Genomic DNA, 14770 nt, shown 5'->3' on the forward strand with positions numbered 1-14770 from the left:
CCCTCCTAAACTAAATCCCTTGAAATCCAGCCTACTTCTCCACTTTCGTTTTTCACTAGCATGAAGCCCTGACAGTCTTGATCGATAATGGAAACAACTTCTCCTGCAGATACAGACAAAAAGGTAGTGCTAACATCGGTTTTACATCTATTATTTTCTTTATTTATATATTCATTTTTCACCCATTGCTTTGTCTGTGCTTGGATATTCTCGCAAAGGGAGAAATGCTCTTCCTCTTGTAGGATACGCAGCTCATAGTTTGGATAAGTAACCGTACCAATTCTATTTAACTTCTCTTCGTAGTCTTTCTTAATAGTGATTTGTTCTGTTAAATCATCCACATATGTATAGCTGTATGCCTTCTTATGATAGATAAGTGCGTTTAGCTGACCTTCCTTTTTCAGTTGATTGCCACCATCAATAGATATGATGTTTTTCTCCAAATCAATGAGAGGATTATTTGTACATACTTCCTTCTCCCGATAATTGATTACCGGCCAGTGCCCCACGACAACCGGCTTTGGTGCATGATGGTGCTTTTCATAAAATGCATCTATGTATAATGCCGTCTCTTCTTCGGTTTCCTTCCACTCTTCTTTATCTCCTAAACCTGCATGCACAACGATAAAATCTTCGGTTTCATAGGCAATCGGAAAGCTTTCTAACCATTCTAGTACCTCTGAGAAATGCTCCTTATAGAAAGCTGATAGCTCCTTTAAGGACGGGAAATCCTCCAAGCTTTTTCCCTTTATCTCAAGCATTTCCTTTAATATGGTTTTCCTGTTTTGAATATAAGGGAGGATTCGCTCGTTTTCATTCCAAACGTATCGGTGTACCACATCACAATTTCCTTTTGTGATATAGATATTGGAATTGCTCGCTTGTAATTCTCGAATATAGGCAACTGTTTCAAGGGAGTTCGGTCCCTTTTCGCATATATCTCCATTGATAAATAAATAGTCGTCTTTGGTGAAGTTCACCTTTTCTAGTAAGCGTTGAAATAACGCTAGATTTGCATGAATATCGGAGGTGAAAATGACCCGTTTGGCAGGATCCAGCTCCAATTTTTCTATATGTATCATTGTTTCATCTCCATAAGCTATAAAATTTATGACTGTTCCCATTGTCCTAAAGAGAAAATATTGTTTTGTTCAAAATCCTGTATGATTGATGCCGGCAATAATGAACGTGCTTCCTCTTTGGTCGCCCATTTATAGTCAGAGTGCTCTTCAGATAGACTAACCGAGCCCTCTTCTACTGTAGCTAGATAAACCAGCATCACCATCTGACGAGCTGGATCAGTTAAGAAAGTAGTAGCATACAAAAGCTCCGTTGGTTTTATTAGTAGAGACGTTTCTTCTTGTGCTTCTCGTACTAATGCTTCCTCTAGTTTTTCTCCAAAGTCTAATTTCCCACCTACTGTTTCCCACGTGCCCCCTCCTACATTATCGTTTGAGACACGCTTTACTAATAACAATCTTCCTTCTTTAAAAATACAAGCCTTTAACGCAATCACCATTTTAGACATTTAGCATCGCCTCCACTAATTCACTAAGCTCCCTTGGATAACCAAGCTTGGGAAACTCATTTGTTCTATTCCTAATGTTCTCTGGCAGGAACCAAGTAGCATGATAGGGCTCCAAGCTGCCTTTGCCCCAGCAAGCTCGTTAGATCCCCCATCTCCTATAAACAGGCCTTCAGAGGGATTCACTTTCAAGTGTTCACAGCCAAGCTGGTAAATGGCTGTTGAGGGCTTTGCACATTTAACCTTGTAGGAGAAAATGACATCGTCGAATAGTTCTGGAAGAGGGGAATTATGCCAACCCTCTACCTCCTCAGGTGCGCAGTTGCTGATCAGTCCAAGTAAAATATTATGTTTCTTTAACCTAGTAAGCATGTCGAGGATATCCCTCTGTATTTCCCGGAAGGATAAACTTTTACCACGGATTCTTTCCTGCAATAACTTTTTAAGCACATTCTCTTCTACTGTTAATTGATAGGCCTGCAAAATATCTCGAATAGCAGTTGGATAATCAGGAATAGTGCCATCCATGCGAAGGGGAATCCGTTTATGCCACTCATCCCGAAAAATCTGCTCATCAAGACCTAGCTCATGAATAGAATAAGACCCAAGTCTTTTTCCATCCTTCCATTCTGTAATCAGCGTTTCAAATAGATCAAAAAAGATAGCCTTTACCAAGTGCCTGCCCTCATCTCCGAAATATTTTGACATATTAAGTTTACCATTAATTACATTTTAGCTAATAGCAATTTTTCCTTTTCAATGAAGATGAATAAGCGCCCACCATAGTCAAGAACGAATGACATCCAATCTACAATAAAAACTCACATAATTTTATCGATGAGTGAGATAAATTTGGCGAGAAATAAGGCTAATAAATATCTTAATACCAATAACCAGGCTAGTTAAGCTAATAAAAATGACAAAAAAATGAGTTGGGATGTATCTCCCAGCTCATGTGGTTACTGTTGTTTGATTATTTACTAATGCCAATTCTGTTCTTAGTAAGGAAAAAATGCAGGCATCGTGCGTTTGATTATTTTGATAGAGGTATCCTCTCAACAAACCTTCCTTCGTGAAACCTAAACGAGTTAATAATTGTATAGATGACTCATTTTGCGGATAAGTCACCGCACCAATTCTAAACAACTCCAAATTTTCGAACGAGTATCTTAATATTTCTTTTACTGCTTCTGAGGTAATCCCTTTCTTCCAGTGTGCAGGATGCAACTCAAATCCAATTTCGGCTTTTTTACTATACATGCTAAGGTTGTTTAAACCTAATGTACCAACAAAATCACCTGTATCTTTTAATACTATACCCCACCTTATCCCTCTTTTACTCTCATACGTGCTTTGAAAGGACTCAACTATTTTGGAAGCCTCTTCTATACTTTTCAAGCTATCCATTCCGTAATACTTCGTCACTTCATCTTTTGACATAATGTCGAAAAAGCTTTGTGTATGTTCCGCTTTTACTTGAACTAAATGCAGTCGATTTGTTTCTAACTCTGGAAATCCCATAAAATCCCCCTCGATTTATCGTCGTTTATCATACTTTTGGTGTGAAATCGGTGTAATTCATCATGAATCTTACACTTAATTTAACATAAATATCCATTAAAAGTTGAAACAATTTTATTAGAAGGGTAAACAAACTGGATATTTATGTTAAAATAAAAATATATTTAGATGGTTTACCATAAGAAAATAAAATTAAGGGGCATAGCTGCTTGAAAAAAATATTATTAATTCTTTCTTTAATGGGTGTCCTGTTAGTTACTTCAGCATGTGTAAATGAAATGATCGGGCAAAAAATAACCGTGCAGAAGCGTACAGGAGAAGAAAATATTTTTGAGGAATTTAGAGAAGTAACTAAACGAAAACTGGTGACGAAAGCGATAGATATAGTGAAAAATGCGAAGTGGGAAGATGCAAAAGGAGAAATGGAGCGTTATGCTGACTATCAATTTCAATTTCCATCTAAGATTAACAGCGAAAACAAAATAGCCTCTTATCAGCTATGGATTAGCCCAGACGGTGAACATTTAGAGATAGTTACCGATAGCGATCAATATGCAAAACTATCCAAAGAGAATTCAGCGGACTTATACGAAACACTAACAGGTGAAGAGCTCATAAAATAATCACCTAGCTTCCTATACTCGCTGCACTTTGTAATAGCCAAGCTAAGTCTTCTCGAAGCACTAAAAAAAACAGATCAGAGGATCATCCCTGATCTGCTTTCTCTTATCGCCCTATCACTAACGGAGTTTTCTTTGCATGAATGAGCTCTTTAATAAAGGCTTTATCCCCTCTATGAAAGGCCTCTACAATAGCACTACCTACTACTACTCCATCAGCGATCTTGTTCATCTCCTGGACATGCTCAGGTGTAGATATGCCGAATCCTGCTAAGACTGGAATGTCACTATATTGTTTTATTGCTCGAAAATGCTGCTCAAGCTCTTCGACAAATCTTTCTCTTACTCCCGTAATCCCGTTAATCGTCACCGCATAGACAAAACCTTCACTTGCGCGTGCAATAGCTTTGATCCTTTCAGGAGGACTAGTTAAAGAGACTAATTGAATCATACTTATATCTGTATCCTGAAATATCTCTCGGATTAATTCACTTTCTTCCAGCGACAAATCAGGAATAATCAGACCGGAGATACCAATTTGACAACAAGCATCTTTGAATCTTTCAAGCCCATATTGCAGGATTGGATTATAGTAGCTCATAAGGATAATAGGTACAGTGAGTCTTTCTTTATTAGAAAGAAGCTCGGACAGTATCTTCGTTAGATTCACACCCAAATCCAATGCTCTTTGACCAGCCGCTTGAATGATTGGTCCATCAGCTACTGGGTCAGAAAAAGGGATTCCTAGTTCCACGGCAGTTGCACCTTGCTCTTGAAGAAATTCAAACCGTTCCATTAAAACTTCGAGCCCTCCGTCTCCGGCCATTATATATGGGACGAATGCCTTTTCTCTACGTAAAATACTAGTTAGCGATTTTTCAGCCAAACTCTCCACCTCCTAACGCTTCTCTTACTGTGTGTACGTCTTTATCTCCACGACCTGAAAGACAAATGACGAGCACTTCCTCTTCCTTCATTAACTGTGATAGTTGTGCTGCATAATAAACGGCATGCGCGCTTTCAAGTGCTGGAATAATTCCTTCTGTTTTAGCAAGAAGCTGAAGTCCTTCTAATGCTTCCTTATCTGTGACAGAGGTATAAGTTACTCTTCCAATCTCATGCAAATAGCTATGCTCCGGTCCGATTGCCGGATAATCAAGTCCTGCAGAAATAGAATGTGCCTCCTGAATAAACCCATTTTCATCCTGAAGAAGATACATATACGCTCCGTGCAACACTCCTTCTTTACCAGTAGCTATTGCGGAGGCGTGCTTACCAGAGCTGATTCCCTCACCTGCAGCCTCGACTCCATATAGTGCGACATCTTGATCATCATTGAAAGGATGAAACATGCCGATCGCATTGCTTCCTCCACCAACACAGGCAACGATTGCATCTGGCAGCTTTCCTTCCTTTTGGAGGATCTGTTCCTTCGTCTCCACTCCAATAATCCGTTGAAAATCACGAACAATTTGCGGAAATGGATGTGGTCCTAGCGCAGACCCTAAAATATAGTGGGTGTCCTCCACATTAGCTACCCAATATCGAAGTGCCTCGTTAACTGCATCCTTTAGAGTTCCTGCACCTTGTTCAACAGGTATGACCTTAGCACCCAATAGCTCCATCCGGAATACATTCAATTGCTGGCGCTTGATGTCTTCAATACCCATGAACACGACACATTCTAAATCAAAAAGGGCACATACTGTTGCAGTTGCAACTCCATGCTGGCCGGCTCCTGTTTCCGCTACGATTTTTTTCTTTCCCATACGAACTGCAAGCAAGGCCTGACCGACTGTATTATTAATTTTATGAGCACCTGTATGGTTTAGGTCTTCTCTTTTTAAATAGATTTTCGCTCCGCCTAGCAGCTTCGTCAGTCTTTCCGCAAAATATAAGGGGGTCTCTCTGCCGACATAATCCTTTAAATAATAATTTACCTCTGCAAGAAACTCTGGATCCTCTTTTGCTGATTCATATGCCTCTTCCAGTTCAATCAAAGCCTGCATTAAGGTTTCTGGCACATATTGCCCTCCAAAGCGTCCATATCTTCCTGTTTTTGTCACTACCATACTAAGCTCTCCTCCTTCACTGTTCGAATAAATGCTCGAATCAGTTGCTCATCTTTTCTACCATCTCTCTCTACTCCGCTCGACACATCCACCATGTATGGCTGAACCTGTTGAATCGCCTCTCTTACATTTCCAGCGTAGAGTCCACCTGCTAAAATAAGCTTATCCTTTTGCGGGATTCCCTGTACGTGCTGCCAATTAAAGCTTTTCCCACTGCCACCAGCATACTCCTCACCAGGCGCATCTACTAAAAGATAATCTGACTGGAAAGAGGAAAGCTTCTCGACGTCGCTCTCATCCTTTATTGAAAAAGCTTTTACAGAAGGAACTCCTGCTTGTTCAATAAATTCTGGTGTTTCATTTCCATGGAACTGAGCAAAATCTAATGGAACTGTTTGAAATATTTCTAGCAGCTCAGCTATAGTCGGATTAACAAACACACCTATCTTTTTTACATGGCTTGGTACATGCCTTGCAAGGCTAGCCGCTACCTGGGGAGAAATCCTTCTTTTACTAGGAGCAAACACAAAGCCCACAGCGTCAGCTCCAGCTTCTACAGCAGCACGGACATGTTCCTCTTCCATTAATCCACATATTTTCACCTTGGTCATCGTACAGAGACTCCTTTTGATACCTGCAACTCGCTAATTGCTCTTTCTTTATCACTAGATTTCATTAGGTATTCTCCAACTAATACGCCACTTGCCCCAGCGTTTGCTACTCGAACAGCATCCTGCTTTCCATGCACACCACTTTCACTAATTAATACACGATCTTCATGAAACGGAAAATGAGCTGCTATTTCCTCCAAAGTGGATAGGCTAACTTCAAAGGTTTTTAAATTTCGATTGTTCACCCCAATTAGTTGAGCATTTAATTGAAGTGCTTTTTGTAATTCCTCTATGGTATGGACCTCCACTAATACCTCTAACTCTTGATTACGAGCATACTCGTTGAGCTCTTCAAGCTGAGTGTCCGTTAATGCAGCTACAATGAGCAGGATTACAGAGGCTCCGGCTTGCTTTGCGATGTCTATTTGTATGGGATGGACAATAAAGTCCTTACAAAGGATTGGGATATCTACCGTATTCGCTACTAACGTAAGGTCTTCAAAGCTCCCTTTAAAAAACGTCTGGTCGGTCAGAATAGAAATAGCAGCAGCTCCTCCTCGCTCGTAATGAGATGCAATTTTTTTCACGTCTACCTCGGTGGAAATAATCCCCTTGGAGGGAGAAGCTCGTTTAATTTCTGCTATTACCTCTAGATTGGATGAAGTGCGTAGCTTTTCCAATAAGGATGCCCGCTTTTTATTTCTGAAAGCTAGTTTCGGTTGTTGTAGGATATATTCCTTTATCTCTTGTTTTTTTACCTGAAGGATCTTCTCCAAAATAGTCATGAGACAAGCACCTCTTTCAAAGAGGAGGTAAGCTCCACGATTGCTTCTAATTTTTTCATTGCCTTACCAGAGTTGATAGTATCTCCGGCCAGCATTACCCCTTCTTGAATAGAACTCACGATCCCACTTGTAAATAAACCAATTCCAGCATTTAAAAGGACTGTATCCAAATAAGGTCCTTCCTCACCCTTTAATACTTTTTGAAGTATGCTCGCATTTTCGATAGGGCTCCCTCCCTTAATAGAGGAATTTGAAAAGCTTCTTAAACCTACCTCATCAGGTGACAGCTGAAAGGGAATAAGGTCTCCCTTCTCCATTAGGACAAGAGAATTTTTACCAGAGAGGGAGGCTTCATCTAGGCCTCCACACCCGTTAACCACAACCGCTCTCTTTCTGCCTAATAAATGCAGGACCTTTGCATATTCCATTAGAAAATCAGAGCGATAAACTCCTACATACTGAGTGTTCAAGTTGAAAGGGTTCGTCAGTGGGCCAACCAAATTAAAAATAGTTGGTCTACCTATTTCTAAACGAATTTCACCTATTCGTTTCAACATCGGATAAATAGTTGGCGCAAACAAGAAGGCTAAATTTTCCTCCTGAAGTGTGTGAATAGCGGATGACAAACCAAGATCAACCTTGATGCAAAGAGCTTCTAAAATATCAACGCTACCTGCTTGACTGGATATTTTTCGATTTCCATTTTTCACTACCGGCACCCCAGCTGCAACTATGACAAAAGCAGAAGCCGTGCTTATGTTAAAGCTATTACTTCTATCGCCACCTGTTCCGCATATATCTAGCACTTCTATGTCGGGAATATCCAGGCTTTGTGCAAAAGAGGTAATAACATTTGCCAGTCCCGCTAGCTCATTTGCCGTTTCTCCTTTTTTAGAAAGAGCTATTAAAAAATCCTTTATATTCTGCTTGCTTGTTTCCTGTTTAAATAAAAGCTGTGATGCTGCTATCATCTCTTCCATGCTTAAATGCTCTGCTCTGCTCACTTTTTCAATAAAGTCTCTCAAAACTCATCTCTCCTCTGCTATTAATAGAAATGCGCAAGCGCCTAGGTCTGCTGATATTTGACTTCTAGGAAAATAAAAAAGTCCTCTCCAAGAGAATATCTCTTGAAGAGGACGATCGTTGCCGCGTTGCCACCTCTGTTTGGAGCCATTTTGACTCCCTCTTAGTTCCCTGTAACGTGGGAAATACGTCTTCCCCTAAAGCAACTGCTCTCAAGGAAGCTCTCATAAGTCCATTCACAGCTGCTGCATATCAGTTCTCACCGACCACTGACTCTCTAGCATGCTACCAGCTGCTACTACTCTTATTCAACCAATTTCTCAGCTATTCTCTACTCGGCTCTTCTGCTCTATGGGCGATATCAGCTCTCCGATATCTTCTACCCTTATCCGAACATAAAAGTTATTGACTATATTAATAGGTTAAATCCGAATTGTCAAACTATTTTAACGTATATTTTAATGTTTAGGGAATTCTTTTTGGAAAGCGAGCATCTCTTCACACTTTCTGCCTTTAAAATAGCTGATTTCATTTGATGGAAAGAAAATGTTGTAAAAATGACCACTTATGTTGTAAAAACTAGCATGTATATTGTAAAAATGACCTTTAATGTTGTAATTTAGATGGCCTGCAAATAAAATGTTGTAAAATAAGCGCCATATGTTGTAAAAATAAGCCGTTATGTTGTAAAAATAGGCATTAATGTTGTAATTTTATTCTTTCACAAATGGTAAGAGGATTCCAACAAATAAACGAACAGGCAAACCGCAATTGGTTTGCCTGTACCGAGTGCTATGCTAAATTTCCTTTTGCCTGTTCAATTTGTTGCTTTACTTGTTCAAAGCCAGTTCCACCGAGTGAATTCCTTCTACGGACAGCAGCTAGCGGAGAGAGTACCTCGTAAATATCCTTTTCTATTAGCTCACTTGCCTCCTGCAAATCTGAGAGAGGAAGATCGAGCAAATAGTAGCCACGTTGTATGCATAAATATACAAGCTTTCCTGTTACCTCATGTGCCTCACGGAAAGGAAGCCCCTTTGCAGCTAAATAGTCTGCGAGCTCGGTTGCATTAGAAAAATCCTTATGCACTGTCTCATGTAGACGCTCCTTGTGAACAGTCATCGTACGAACCATGCCCTCAAAGATCTTCAGTGATCCTACTACTGTTTGGACAGTATCGAACATTCCTTCCTTGTCCTCCTGCATATCCTTGTTATACGCAAGTGGCAGGCCTTTGATAACGGTAAGCAGACTCATGAGATTTCCATATACTCTACCTGTTTTCCCACGAATCAGCTCTGCCATATCTGGATTTTTCTTTTGTGGCATAATACTAGAACCAGTCGAGAAAGAATCATCCAGCTCTATAAAATGAAATTCGCTACTGGACCACAAGATAATTTCCTCTGCAAATCGAGACAGATGTGCCATTAATATAGAGGAATTGCTTAAGAATTCCATAATGAAATCACGATCACTAACTGCATCCATACTATTTGAATATACTTCAGCAAATCCCAAATAATCAGCAGCTACTTTTCGGTCAATCGGAAAGGTAGTTCCTGCTAACGCACCAGCTCCTAGTGGTGAAATATCAATACGCTTTAAGGAATCTTGGAAGCGCTCCTTGTCTCTTTCAAGCATCCAGAAATAAGCCATCAAATGATGAGCAAAAGAGATTGGCTGTGCTCTCTGTAGATGCGTGTATCCAGGTGCTAAGGTTTCGATATGCTCTTCCGCTTGATTCACAAGCGTTTGCTGAAATGCTTTAATTAGCTCTATAATCTCCTTTACTCTAGCTTTTAAGTAAAGGTGCATGTCGGTTGCCACTTGATCGTTTCTACTACGTCCAGTATGAAGCTTTCCTCCCACTGGTCCAATCAGGTCGATCAACATCTTCTCTAGGTTTAAATGAATATCCTCATTAGCTACCGAAAACTCCAATTGGTTTTCAGCAGCTAATTTTTTCAGCTTGATTAAGCCCCCAAGAATTTGTTGAACATCCTCTTGAGGTAAGATGTTGCAATCTGCAAGCATTTGTACATGCGCCATACTTCCTTGGATATCTTCCATAACAAGTGCTTGATCAAATCCGATGGAAGCGCCAAATTCATCTACCCATTGCTCAGCAGATTTTTGGAATCTTCCGCCCCACAATTTTGTCATACTTCCACCTTCTTTGCTCCCTTGTTCACCATGGAGTGCACCTTCGTCGGCAGACCCCACAACTCAATAAATCCAACTGCAGACGCATGATTAAATTCATCCTCTGCTGTATAAGTTGCCAGCTTTTCATTATATAAAGAGTTTGGAGATTTACGTCCTTCTACGATTGCGTGACCTTTGAATAGCTTCACACGTACTGTTCCGTTCACATATTGCTGCGTTTCTTTTAGGAAAGCCTCTAATGCTGTTTTTAACGGAGAGAACCATAGCCCTTCATAAATTAGTTCTGTCAACTTTTTCTCCATTACAGGTTTGAAGTGCGCAAGCTCCTTCACAAGCGTAATATCCTCTAGCTCCTTATGGGCAAGCAATAAAGTATGTGCACCTGGGATTTCATATACTTCACGAGATTTAATACCAACTAGACGGTTTTCCACGTGGTCGATACGTCCAACCCCGTGCTTACCAGCTAAATCGTTCAGCTTTAAAATAAGCTCATACAATGGATATTGAACACCATCTAATGCAATCGGCACGCCTTTGTCAAATTCAATTTCAATAATGTCTGGAGTATCCGGGGCATTCTCTAGAGAAACAGTTAAATCATATGCATCCTCTGGTGGTGCTGCCCAAGGATCTTCGAGAATTCCACATTCATTTGCTCTTCCCCATAGATTTTGATCAATAGAGAATGGGCTGTCTAAATTGATAGGAATGGGGATATTTTTTTCCTTTGCATAGGCAATTTCCTCTTCACGGCTCCAACTCCACTCACGCACAGGAGCGATGACCTCCAAGTCAGGATTCAAAGCCTTAATGGATACTTCAAATCTCACCTGGTCATTTCCTTTCCCAGTACAGCCATGCGCAACAGCAGTTGCCCCTGTTTTTTCAGCAATCTCCACTAATTTTTTGGAAATTAAAGGTCTTGAAAGAGCAGATACTAATGGATATTTATTTTCATACCATGTATGTGCTTGTAGAGAAATTAATGCATATTCATTCGCAAATTCTTCTCTTGCATCAATCATATAACTTTCAATTGCCCCAACTTCTAAGGCTTTATTTTTAACAAACTCTAAGTCTTTTCCTTCACCAACGTCCAGACAAACCGCCACCACATCATATCCTTCGTCCTTTAACCAGGTAATTGCAACGGATGTATCAAGTCCTCCAGAATAAGCTAATACAACTTTCTTTTTCATGATGAATACGCCTCCTAATGTATTTATATACGTAATGTCCGAATTAATATACATAATGTAACATGGGTAAAGTATAATTACAACTAATAATTTATTAAATATACAAATATTTTTATATAAATACACTTTTTACATTAAACAAACATATTAATTGATTCATTTCTGGAAAAAAGACATAATATTTTCAAAGGAGTGAGGATGAATGTCTAATTTATTTACACCATTTGAAATAAAGAACTTATCATTAAAAAATAGAATTGTCATGGCGCCAATGTGTCAGTATTCTGTAAAAGCCAAGGATGGGATTCCAAATGACTGGCACTATGTCCATTATGTATCCCGTGCAATCGGTGGAACTGGCTTAATCATTGTGGAAATGACAGATGTGGAACCTGATGGTCGTATAACCGATTACGATCTTGGATTATGGTCTGATGAACAGATACCAGCCTTTGAGCGCATTGTAAAGGAAGTACATAAATACGATGCAAAGATTGGTATCCAGATAGCCCATGCGGGAAGAAAAGCGACAGATGCGGAAGTGCCGGTTGGACCATCCAATATTCCTGTGGAAGCTGATGGCACTTGGAAAGAACCAAGACCGCTTTCGACCGATGAAATTCAAGAAATGGCGGTAAAATTTAAAGAGTCCGCACGTAGAGCAGTAGAAGCAGGCTTTGATACAATTGAAATCCATGGAGCCCATGGGTATTTGATCCACCAGTTCCACTCCCCTGCAATAAACAATCGAACCGATGAATATGGGAAAGACTATGCCAAGTTCGGAGTAGAGGTAATAAAAGCAGTGAAAAGCGTGATGCCAGAGGATATGCCGTTGTTATTTAGAATATCTGCAGTTGAGTATATCGATGGCGGATATGGTCTTGAGCATTCACTGGAAATAGCAAAAAAATATAAGGAAGCTGGCGTCGACGTCTTCCACATTTCTAGTGGTGGAGAAGCGAAACCAGGAAAAAATAAACCCGCAAATACACCAGGTTATCAAGTTCCTTTCGCACGAGCATTTAAACAAGCACTAGAAGTACCTGTCATTGCTGTTGGTATTTTAGAGGATCCAAAGCTAGCAGAGAACGTTCTAGAAGATGAGGATGCTGAACTAGTAGCAATTGGCCGTGGAATGCTGAAGGACCCGTATTGGGCACTACACGCACAAGAGTTGCTAGATGAAAAAGCCCTTCCACCAAAGCAATATGAAAGAGGATTTTAAAAAAGCGTTAGCTGGATGTTCTCTTTTTAATCCTGAGGGATTAAGTGCTGGGGCTAGATGAATATAAATTAAATAGCTTTATTTATAGAGAGTCAACATACCGCGAAAGTCAGGTTTTCGCGGTATGTTGTTATTTCTACGAATGGCATCCATTGCAATTAGAATGAGCTTCTACAACGCCTTCCGATAAACTATCCTCTCGAACTAGTTCCATTCCTCATTTAATAGGTCTAAATGTATTATTTTCAATGGATTAAACTATCCGTAGGAAAGTCAAACAGATTATTTATGAGTTTTACCTTATATGTTTTCAAGAAGTACTTCCTCTTCACATAGCTTCTTATTCTACCGCACACTTTCCCGTGTATCGTATATCTCATTGCACATTTGGATAAGAAAATCTATATATGCTATGGCATCTTCACTTCTTTCTTCCTTGGAAGCATAGGAGGTAACTAGGTTTCCATTCCTATAACTAATTGCTTCTTGTAAAATTGGATGCCATTTTGCAGGAAGATTCTTCATTGCATACTCCCCTGCTCCTACCTTTGAAATGATATCTCTCTCTTGAAAGGTGTAAAAAAGTCTGGAAATCCCAAGGACACCCCATTCAATGTCTTCTATATTTTCGATAGTGGTCATCCTGCTTCTGTTTAGAAGATTCACCCAATAGCTATTAACATTATCCTTCATATTGGACAGGAGAATGCGCCAATCTGGTGTGAACGGCAAGTCTGAAGCCTGCTGACCCTTTATCGTAATTCCGTAGGTTTTTAACTGAAAGGCATCAATGGAATCCTTCTTATAAGTGACACTGCCTAAAATTCTTCCTTCATTGACCCGAAGTCCGATTGAAGGTTTTTCCTGTAATAAATGAAAATCCTCTTGGAAGAAGTACCAGCCATCAAAAATGAGGGAAGGATTCTCAGCTTGTAGCTCTCCATGGATTTGCTGCAGCTTTGTCTGTTCTATATCTGATAATTTTCTATGTATAATTCCTACAAAATCAATATCACTGTATGTATCTTGAAATTCACCTAAAGATATGGATCCATATAAATAAAAGGAATGAAAAAAAGCAGGAAATTGACTATCCATTTTGTCAAAATAACTTTTTAATGCTTTCTGTACCTCTATTGGTATATCCTTCATTTTACCCATCCCCTTTTTGGTTCATATTAACATATAGCCCAAGAACTTCATATATTATTTTATTTCTTAACGGATTGTTATGTGAAGCAATAATAGATTTACTTACGAGGAGTTATGAAGTATCAATTTTAAGATATAGATAGGAATAGAAAAAGCACTCAGAATCTAATGTTCTGAATGCTTTTCTAGATTATCTGTATCAAGACGTTTGGAGAGCTTCCTTAATATCCAACGGCCCATTTACTAGGTTAAAGGACTTTTGAAACGTATTCGGCTCTTCAATTGATTGAACTAACACGCTGGCAACATCCTCCCTAGAAATGGTACTTGGCTCTGCATTGACCCCAACCGTTATTTTCCCTGTTGGCGGTTCATTTACTAATCCACCTGGACGCACGATTGTGTAGTTTAAGCTGCTCTGCTTTAAGATCTGGTCAGCATAGTGCTTAGCGACATAATAAGGTCTCATATCTGCATTCCACTTTTCACGCTTATCCGCATCATATGCACTGACTATAAGAAAGCGCTCCACTCCTGCTGCCTCAGCAGCTTCTATACATTTGACCGCTCCGTCCAAATCGATCAAAAGTGTTTTATCAGGACCAGTATGTCCACCGGAGCCTGCTGTAAAAATAACGCAATCAGCTCCAGTAAATGCTTGAATGATGTCCTCTACCTTCCCTTCAAGGTCAAGAAGTGCAGTATTAATGCCTTTCTCCTGAAGCTCAGCCGCTTGCTCCTGTTTACGTACAACTGCTGTTACCGAGTGTTGATCACTCTCCTGTAATTGTTTAACTGTAAGTTTTCCAATCTGACCATTTGCACCCACTACGACGACCTTCATCAAACCACTCCTTTTGGT

15 protein-coding genes and 1 other annotated feature are annotated in these 14770 nt (G+C 39.8%); of the genes, 2 read left to right on the top strand and 13 right to left on the bottom strand.

Annotated elements, in window-relative coordinates:
* Positions 1-5: 5 nt before the first annotated feature.
* The 4 genes from AC1ECF_RS03525 to AC1ECF_RS03540 form a co-directional block, all read right to left on the bottom strand.
* Positions 6-1082 (bottom strand): metallophosphoesterase, encoded by a 1077-nt coding sequence (locus AC1ECF_RS03525; RefSeq protein ID WP_480388010.1) that lies wholly within the window; start codon positions 1080-1082, stop codon positions 6-8.
* Positions 1083-1108: 26 nt separating this feature from the next.
* Positions 1109-1528, bottom strand: a complete 420-nt coding sequence (locus AC1ECF_RS03530; protein ID WP_480388011.1) for an NUDIX hydrolase — start codon at positions 1526-1528, stop codon at positions 1109-1111.
* 15 nt (positions 1529-1543) lie between these two features.
* Positions 1544-2233, bottom strand: a complete 690-nt coding sequence (locus tag AC1ECF_RS03535; protein ID WP_480388012.1) for an HAD family hydrolase — start codon at positions 2231-2233, stop codon at positions 1544-1546.
* Between the two features lie 243 nt (positions 2234-2476).
* Positions 2477-3046 (bottom strand): GNAT family N-acetyltransferase, encoded by a 570-nt coding sequence (locus tag AC1ECF_RS03540; protein ID WP_480388013.1) that lies wholly within the window; start codon positions 3044-3046, stop codon positions 2477-2479.
* Between the two features lie 209 nt (positions 3047-3255).
* On the opposite strand from AC1ECF_RS03540, the gene AC1ECF_RS03545 reads away from it, so the two are divergent.
* A complete protein-coding gene (locus AC1ECF_RS03545) occupies positions 3256-3669 on the top strand; it encodes a hypothetical protein (protein WP_480388014.1) in 414 nt (137 codons plus the stop codon).
* A 103-nt stretch (positions 3670-3772) separates the two neighbouring features.
* Here AC1ECF_RS03545 and trpA read toward each other — a convergent pair whose 3' ends face one another.
* The 7 genes from trpA to AC1ECF_RS03580 form a co-directional block, all read right to left on the bottom strand.
* On the bottom strand, positions 3773-4552 hold the full coding sequence (gene trpA, locus AC1ECF_RS03550) for a tryptophan synthase subunit alpha (protein WP_480388015.1): 780 nt from the start codon (positions 4550-4552) through the stop codon (positions 3773-3775).
* A complete protein-coding gene (gene trpB, locus AC1ECF_RS03555; RefSeq protein ID WP_480388016.1) occupies positions 4545-5738 on the bottom strand; it encodes a tryptophan synthase subunit beta in 1194 nt (397 codons plus the stop codon). The genes trpA and trpB overlap by 8 nt, the downstream gene beginning before the upstream one ends.
* Positions 5732-6349 carry a phosphoribosylanthranilate isomerase gene (locus AC1ECF_RS03560; RefSeq protein ID WP_480388017.1) on the bottom strand — a complete coding sequence of 206 codons (618 nt, stop codon included), beginning with the start codon at positions 6347-6349 and terminating at the stop codon, positions 5732-5734. The genes trpB and AC1ECF_RS03560 overlap by 7 nt, the downstream gene beginning before the upstream one ends.
* Entirely contained in the window at positions 6346-7134 is a 789-nt protein-coding gene (trpC, locus tag AC1ECF_RS03565) for an indole-3-glycerol phosphate synthase TrpC (protein WP_480388018.1), read from the bottom strand. Before trpC ends, AC1ECF_RS03560 begins: the two co-directional genes overlap by 4 nt.
* Entirely contained in the window at positions 7131-8159 is a 1029-nt protein-coding gene (trpD, locus tag AC1ECF_RS03570) for an anthranilate phosphoribosyltransferase (protein WP_480388019.1), read from the bottom strand. The genes trpC and trpD overlap by 4 nt, the downstream gene beginning before the upstream one ends.
* 104 nt (positions 8160-8263) lie before the next feature.
* Positions 8264-8478: a binding site (T-box leader), on the bottom strand.
* 471 nt (positions 8479-8949) lie between these two features.
* On the bottom strand, positions 8950-10323 hold the full coding sequence (gene argH / locus AC1ECF_RS03575; RefSeq protein ID WP_480388020.1) for an argininosuccinate lyase: 1374 nt from the start codon (positions 10321-10323) through the stop codon (positions 8950-8952).
* Positions 10320-11528, bottom strand: a complete 1209-nt coding sequence (locus AC1ECF_RS03580; protein ID WP_480388021.1) for an argininosuccinate synthase — start codon at positions 11526-11528, stop codon at positions 10320-10322. Before AC1ECF_RS03580 ends, argH begins: the two co-directional genes overlap by 4 nt.
* A gap of 202 nt (positions 11529-11730) precedes the next feature.
* On the opposite strand from AC1ECF_RS03580, the gene AC1ECF_RS03585 reads away from it, so the two are divergent.
* The gene (locus tag AC1ECF_RS03585) at positions 11731-12756 is read left to right on the top strand and encodes an NADH:flavin oxidoreductase/NADH oxidase (RefSeq protein ID WP_480388022.1); all 1026 of its coding nucleotides are present in this window, start codon (positions 11731-11733) and stop codon (positions 12754-12756) included.
* A gap of 345 nt (positions 12757-13101) precedes the next feature.
* On the opposite strand, the gene AC1ECF_RS03590 is transcribed toward AC1ECF_RS03585, so the two are convergent.
* Together AC1ECF_RS03590 and AC1ECF_RS03595 are read right to left on the bottom strand one after the other, a co-directional pair.
* Complete coding sequence (locus AC1ECF_RS03590) at positions 13102-13908, bottom strand: aminoglycoside adenylyltransferase domain-containing protein (protein WP_480388023.1); 807 nt, start codon at positions 13906-13908, stop codon at positions 13102-13104.
* 199 nt (positions 13909-14107) lie between these two features.
* Positions 14108-14752 carry an SDR family oxidoreductase gene (locus AC1ECF_RS03595; RefSeq protein WP_480388024.1) on the bottom strand — a complete coding sequence of 215 codons (645 nt, stop codon included), beginning with the start codon at positions 14750-14752 and terminating at the stop codon, positions 14108-14110.
* Between the last annotated feature and the right edge of the window lie 18 nt (positions 14753-14770).

The sequence above is a fragment of the Psychrobacillus sp. Z3-81 genome (assembly GCF_056620325.1).

Excerpts from the sequence above, each read along its gene's own strand:
- AC1ECF_RS03525 (WP_480388010.1), bottom strand. The coding sequence starts at position 1,082 with ATGATACATATAGAAAAATTGGAGCTGGATCCTGCCAAACGGGTCATT.
- AC1ECF_RS03530 (WP_480388011.1), bottom strand. The coding sequence starts at position 1,528 with ATGTCTAAAATGGTGATTGCGTTAAAGGCTTGTATTTTTAAAGAAGGA.
- AC1ECF_RS03535 (WP_480388012.1), bottom strand. The coding sequence starts at position 2,233 with ATGTCAAAATATTTCGGAGATGAGGGCAGGCACTTGGTAAAGGCTATC.
- AC1ECF_RS03540 (WP_480388013.1), bottom strand. The coding sequence starts at position 3,046 with ATGGGATTTCCAGAGTTAGAAACAAATCGACTGCATTTAGTTCAAGTA.
- trpB (WP_480388016.1), bottom strand. The coding sequence starts at position 5,738 with ATGGTAGTGACAAAAACAGGAAGATATGGACGCTTTGGAGGGCAATAT.
- AC1ECF_RS03560 (WP_480388017.1), bottom strand. The coding sequence starts at position 6,349 with ATGACCAAGGTGAAAATATGTGGATTAATGGAAGAGGAACATGTCCGT.
- trpC (WP_480388018.1), bottom strand. The coding sequence starts at position 7,134 with ATGACTATTTTGGAGAAGATCCTTCAGGTAAAAAAACAAGAGATAAAG.
- argH (WP_480388020.1), bottom strand. The coding sequence starts at position 10,323 with ATGACAAAATTGTGGGGCGGAAGATTCCAAAAATCTGCTGAGCAATGG.
- AC1ECF_RS03580 (WP_480388021.1), bottom strand. The coding sequence starts at position 11,528 with ATGAAAAAGAAAGTTGTATTAGCTTATTCTGGAGGACTTGATACATCC.
- AC1ECF_RS03585 (WP_480388022.1), top strand. The coding sequence starts at position 11,731 with ATGTCTAATTTATTTACACCATTTGAAATAAAGAACTTATCATTAAAA.
- AC1ECF_RS03590 (WP_480388023.1), bottom strand. The coding sequence starts at position 13,908 with ATGAAGGATATACCAATAGAGGTACAGAAAGCATTAAAAAGTTATTTT.
- AC1ECF_RS03595 (WP_480388024.1), bottom strand. The coding sequence starts at position 14,752 with ATGAAGGTCGTCGTAGTGGGTGCAAATGGTCAGATTGGAAAACTTACA.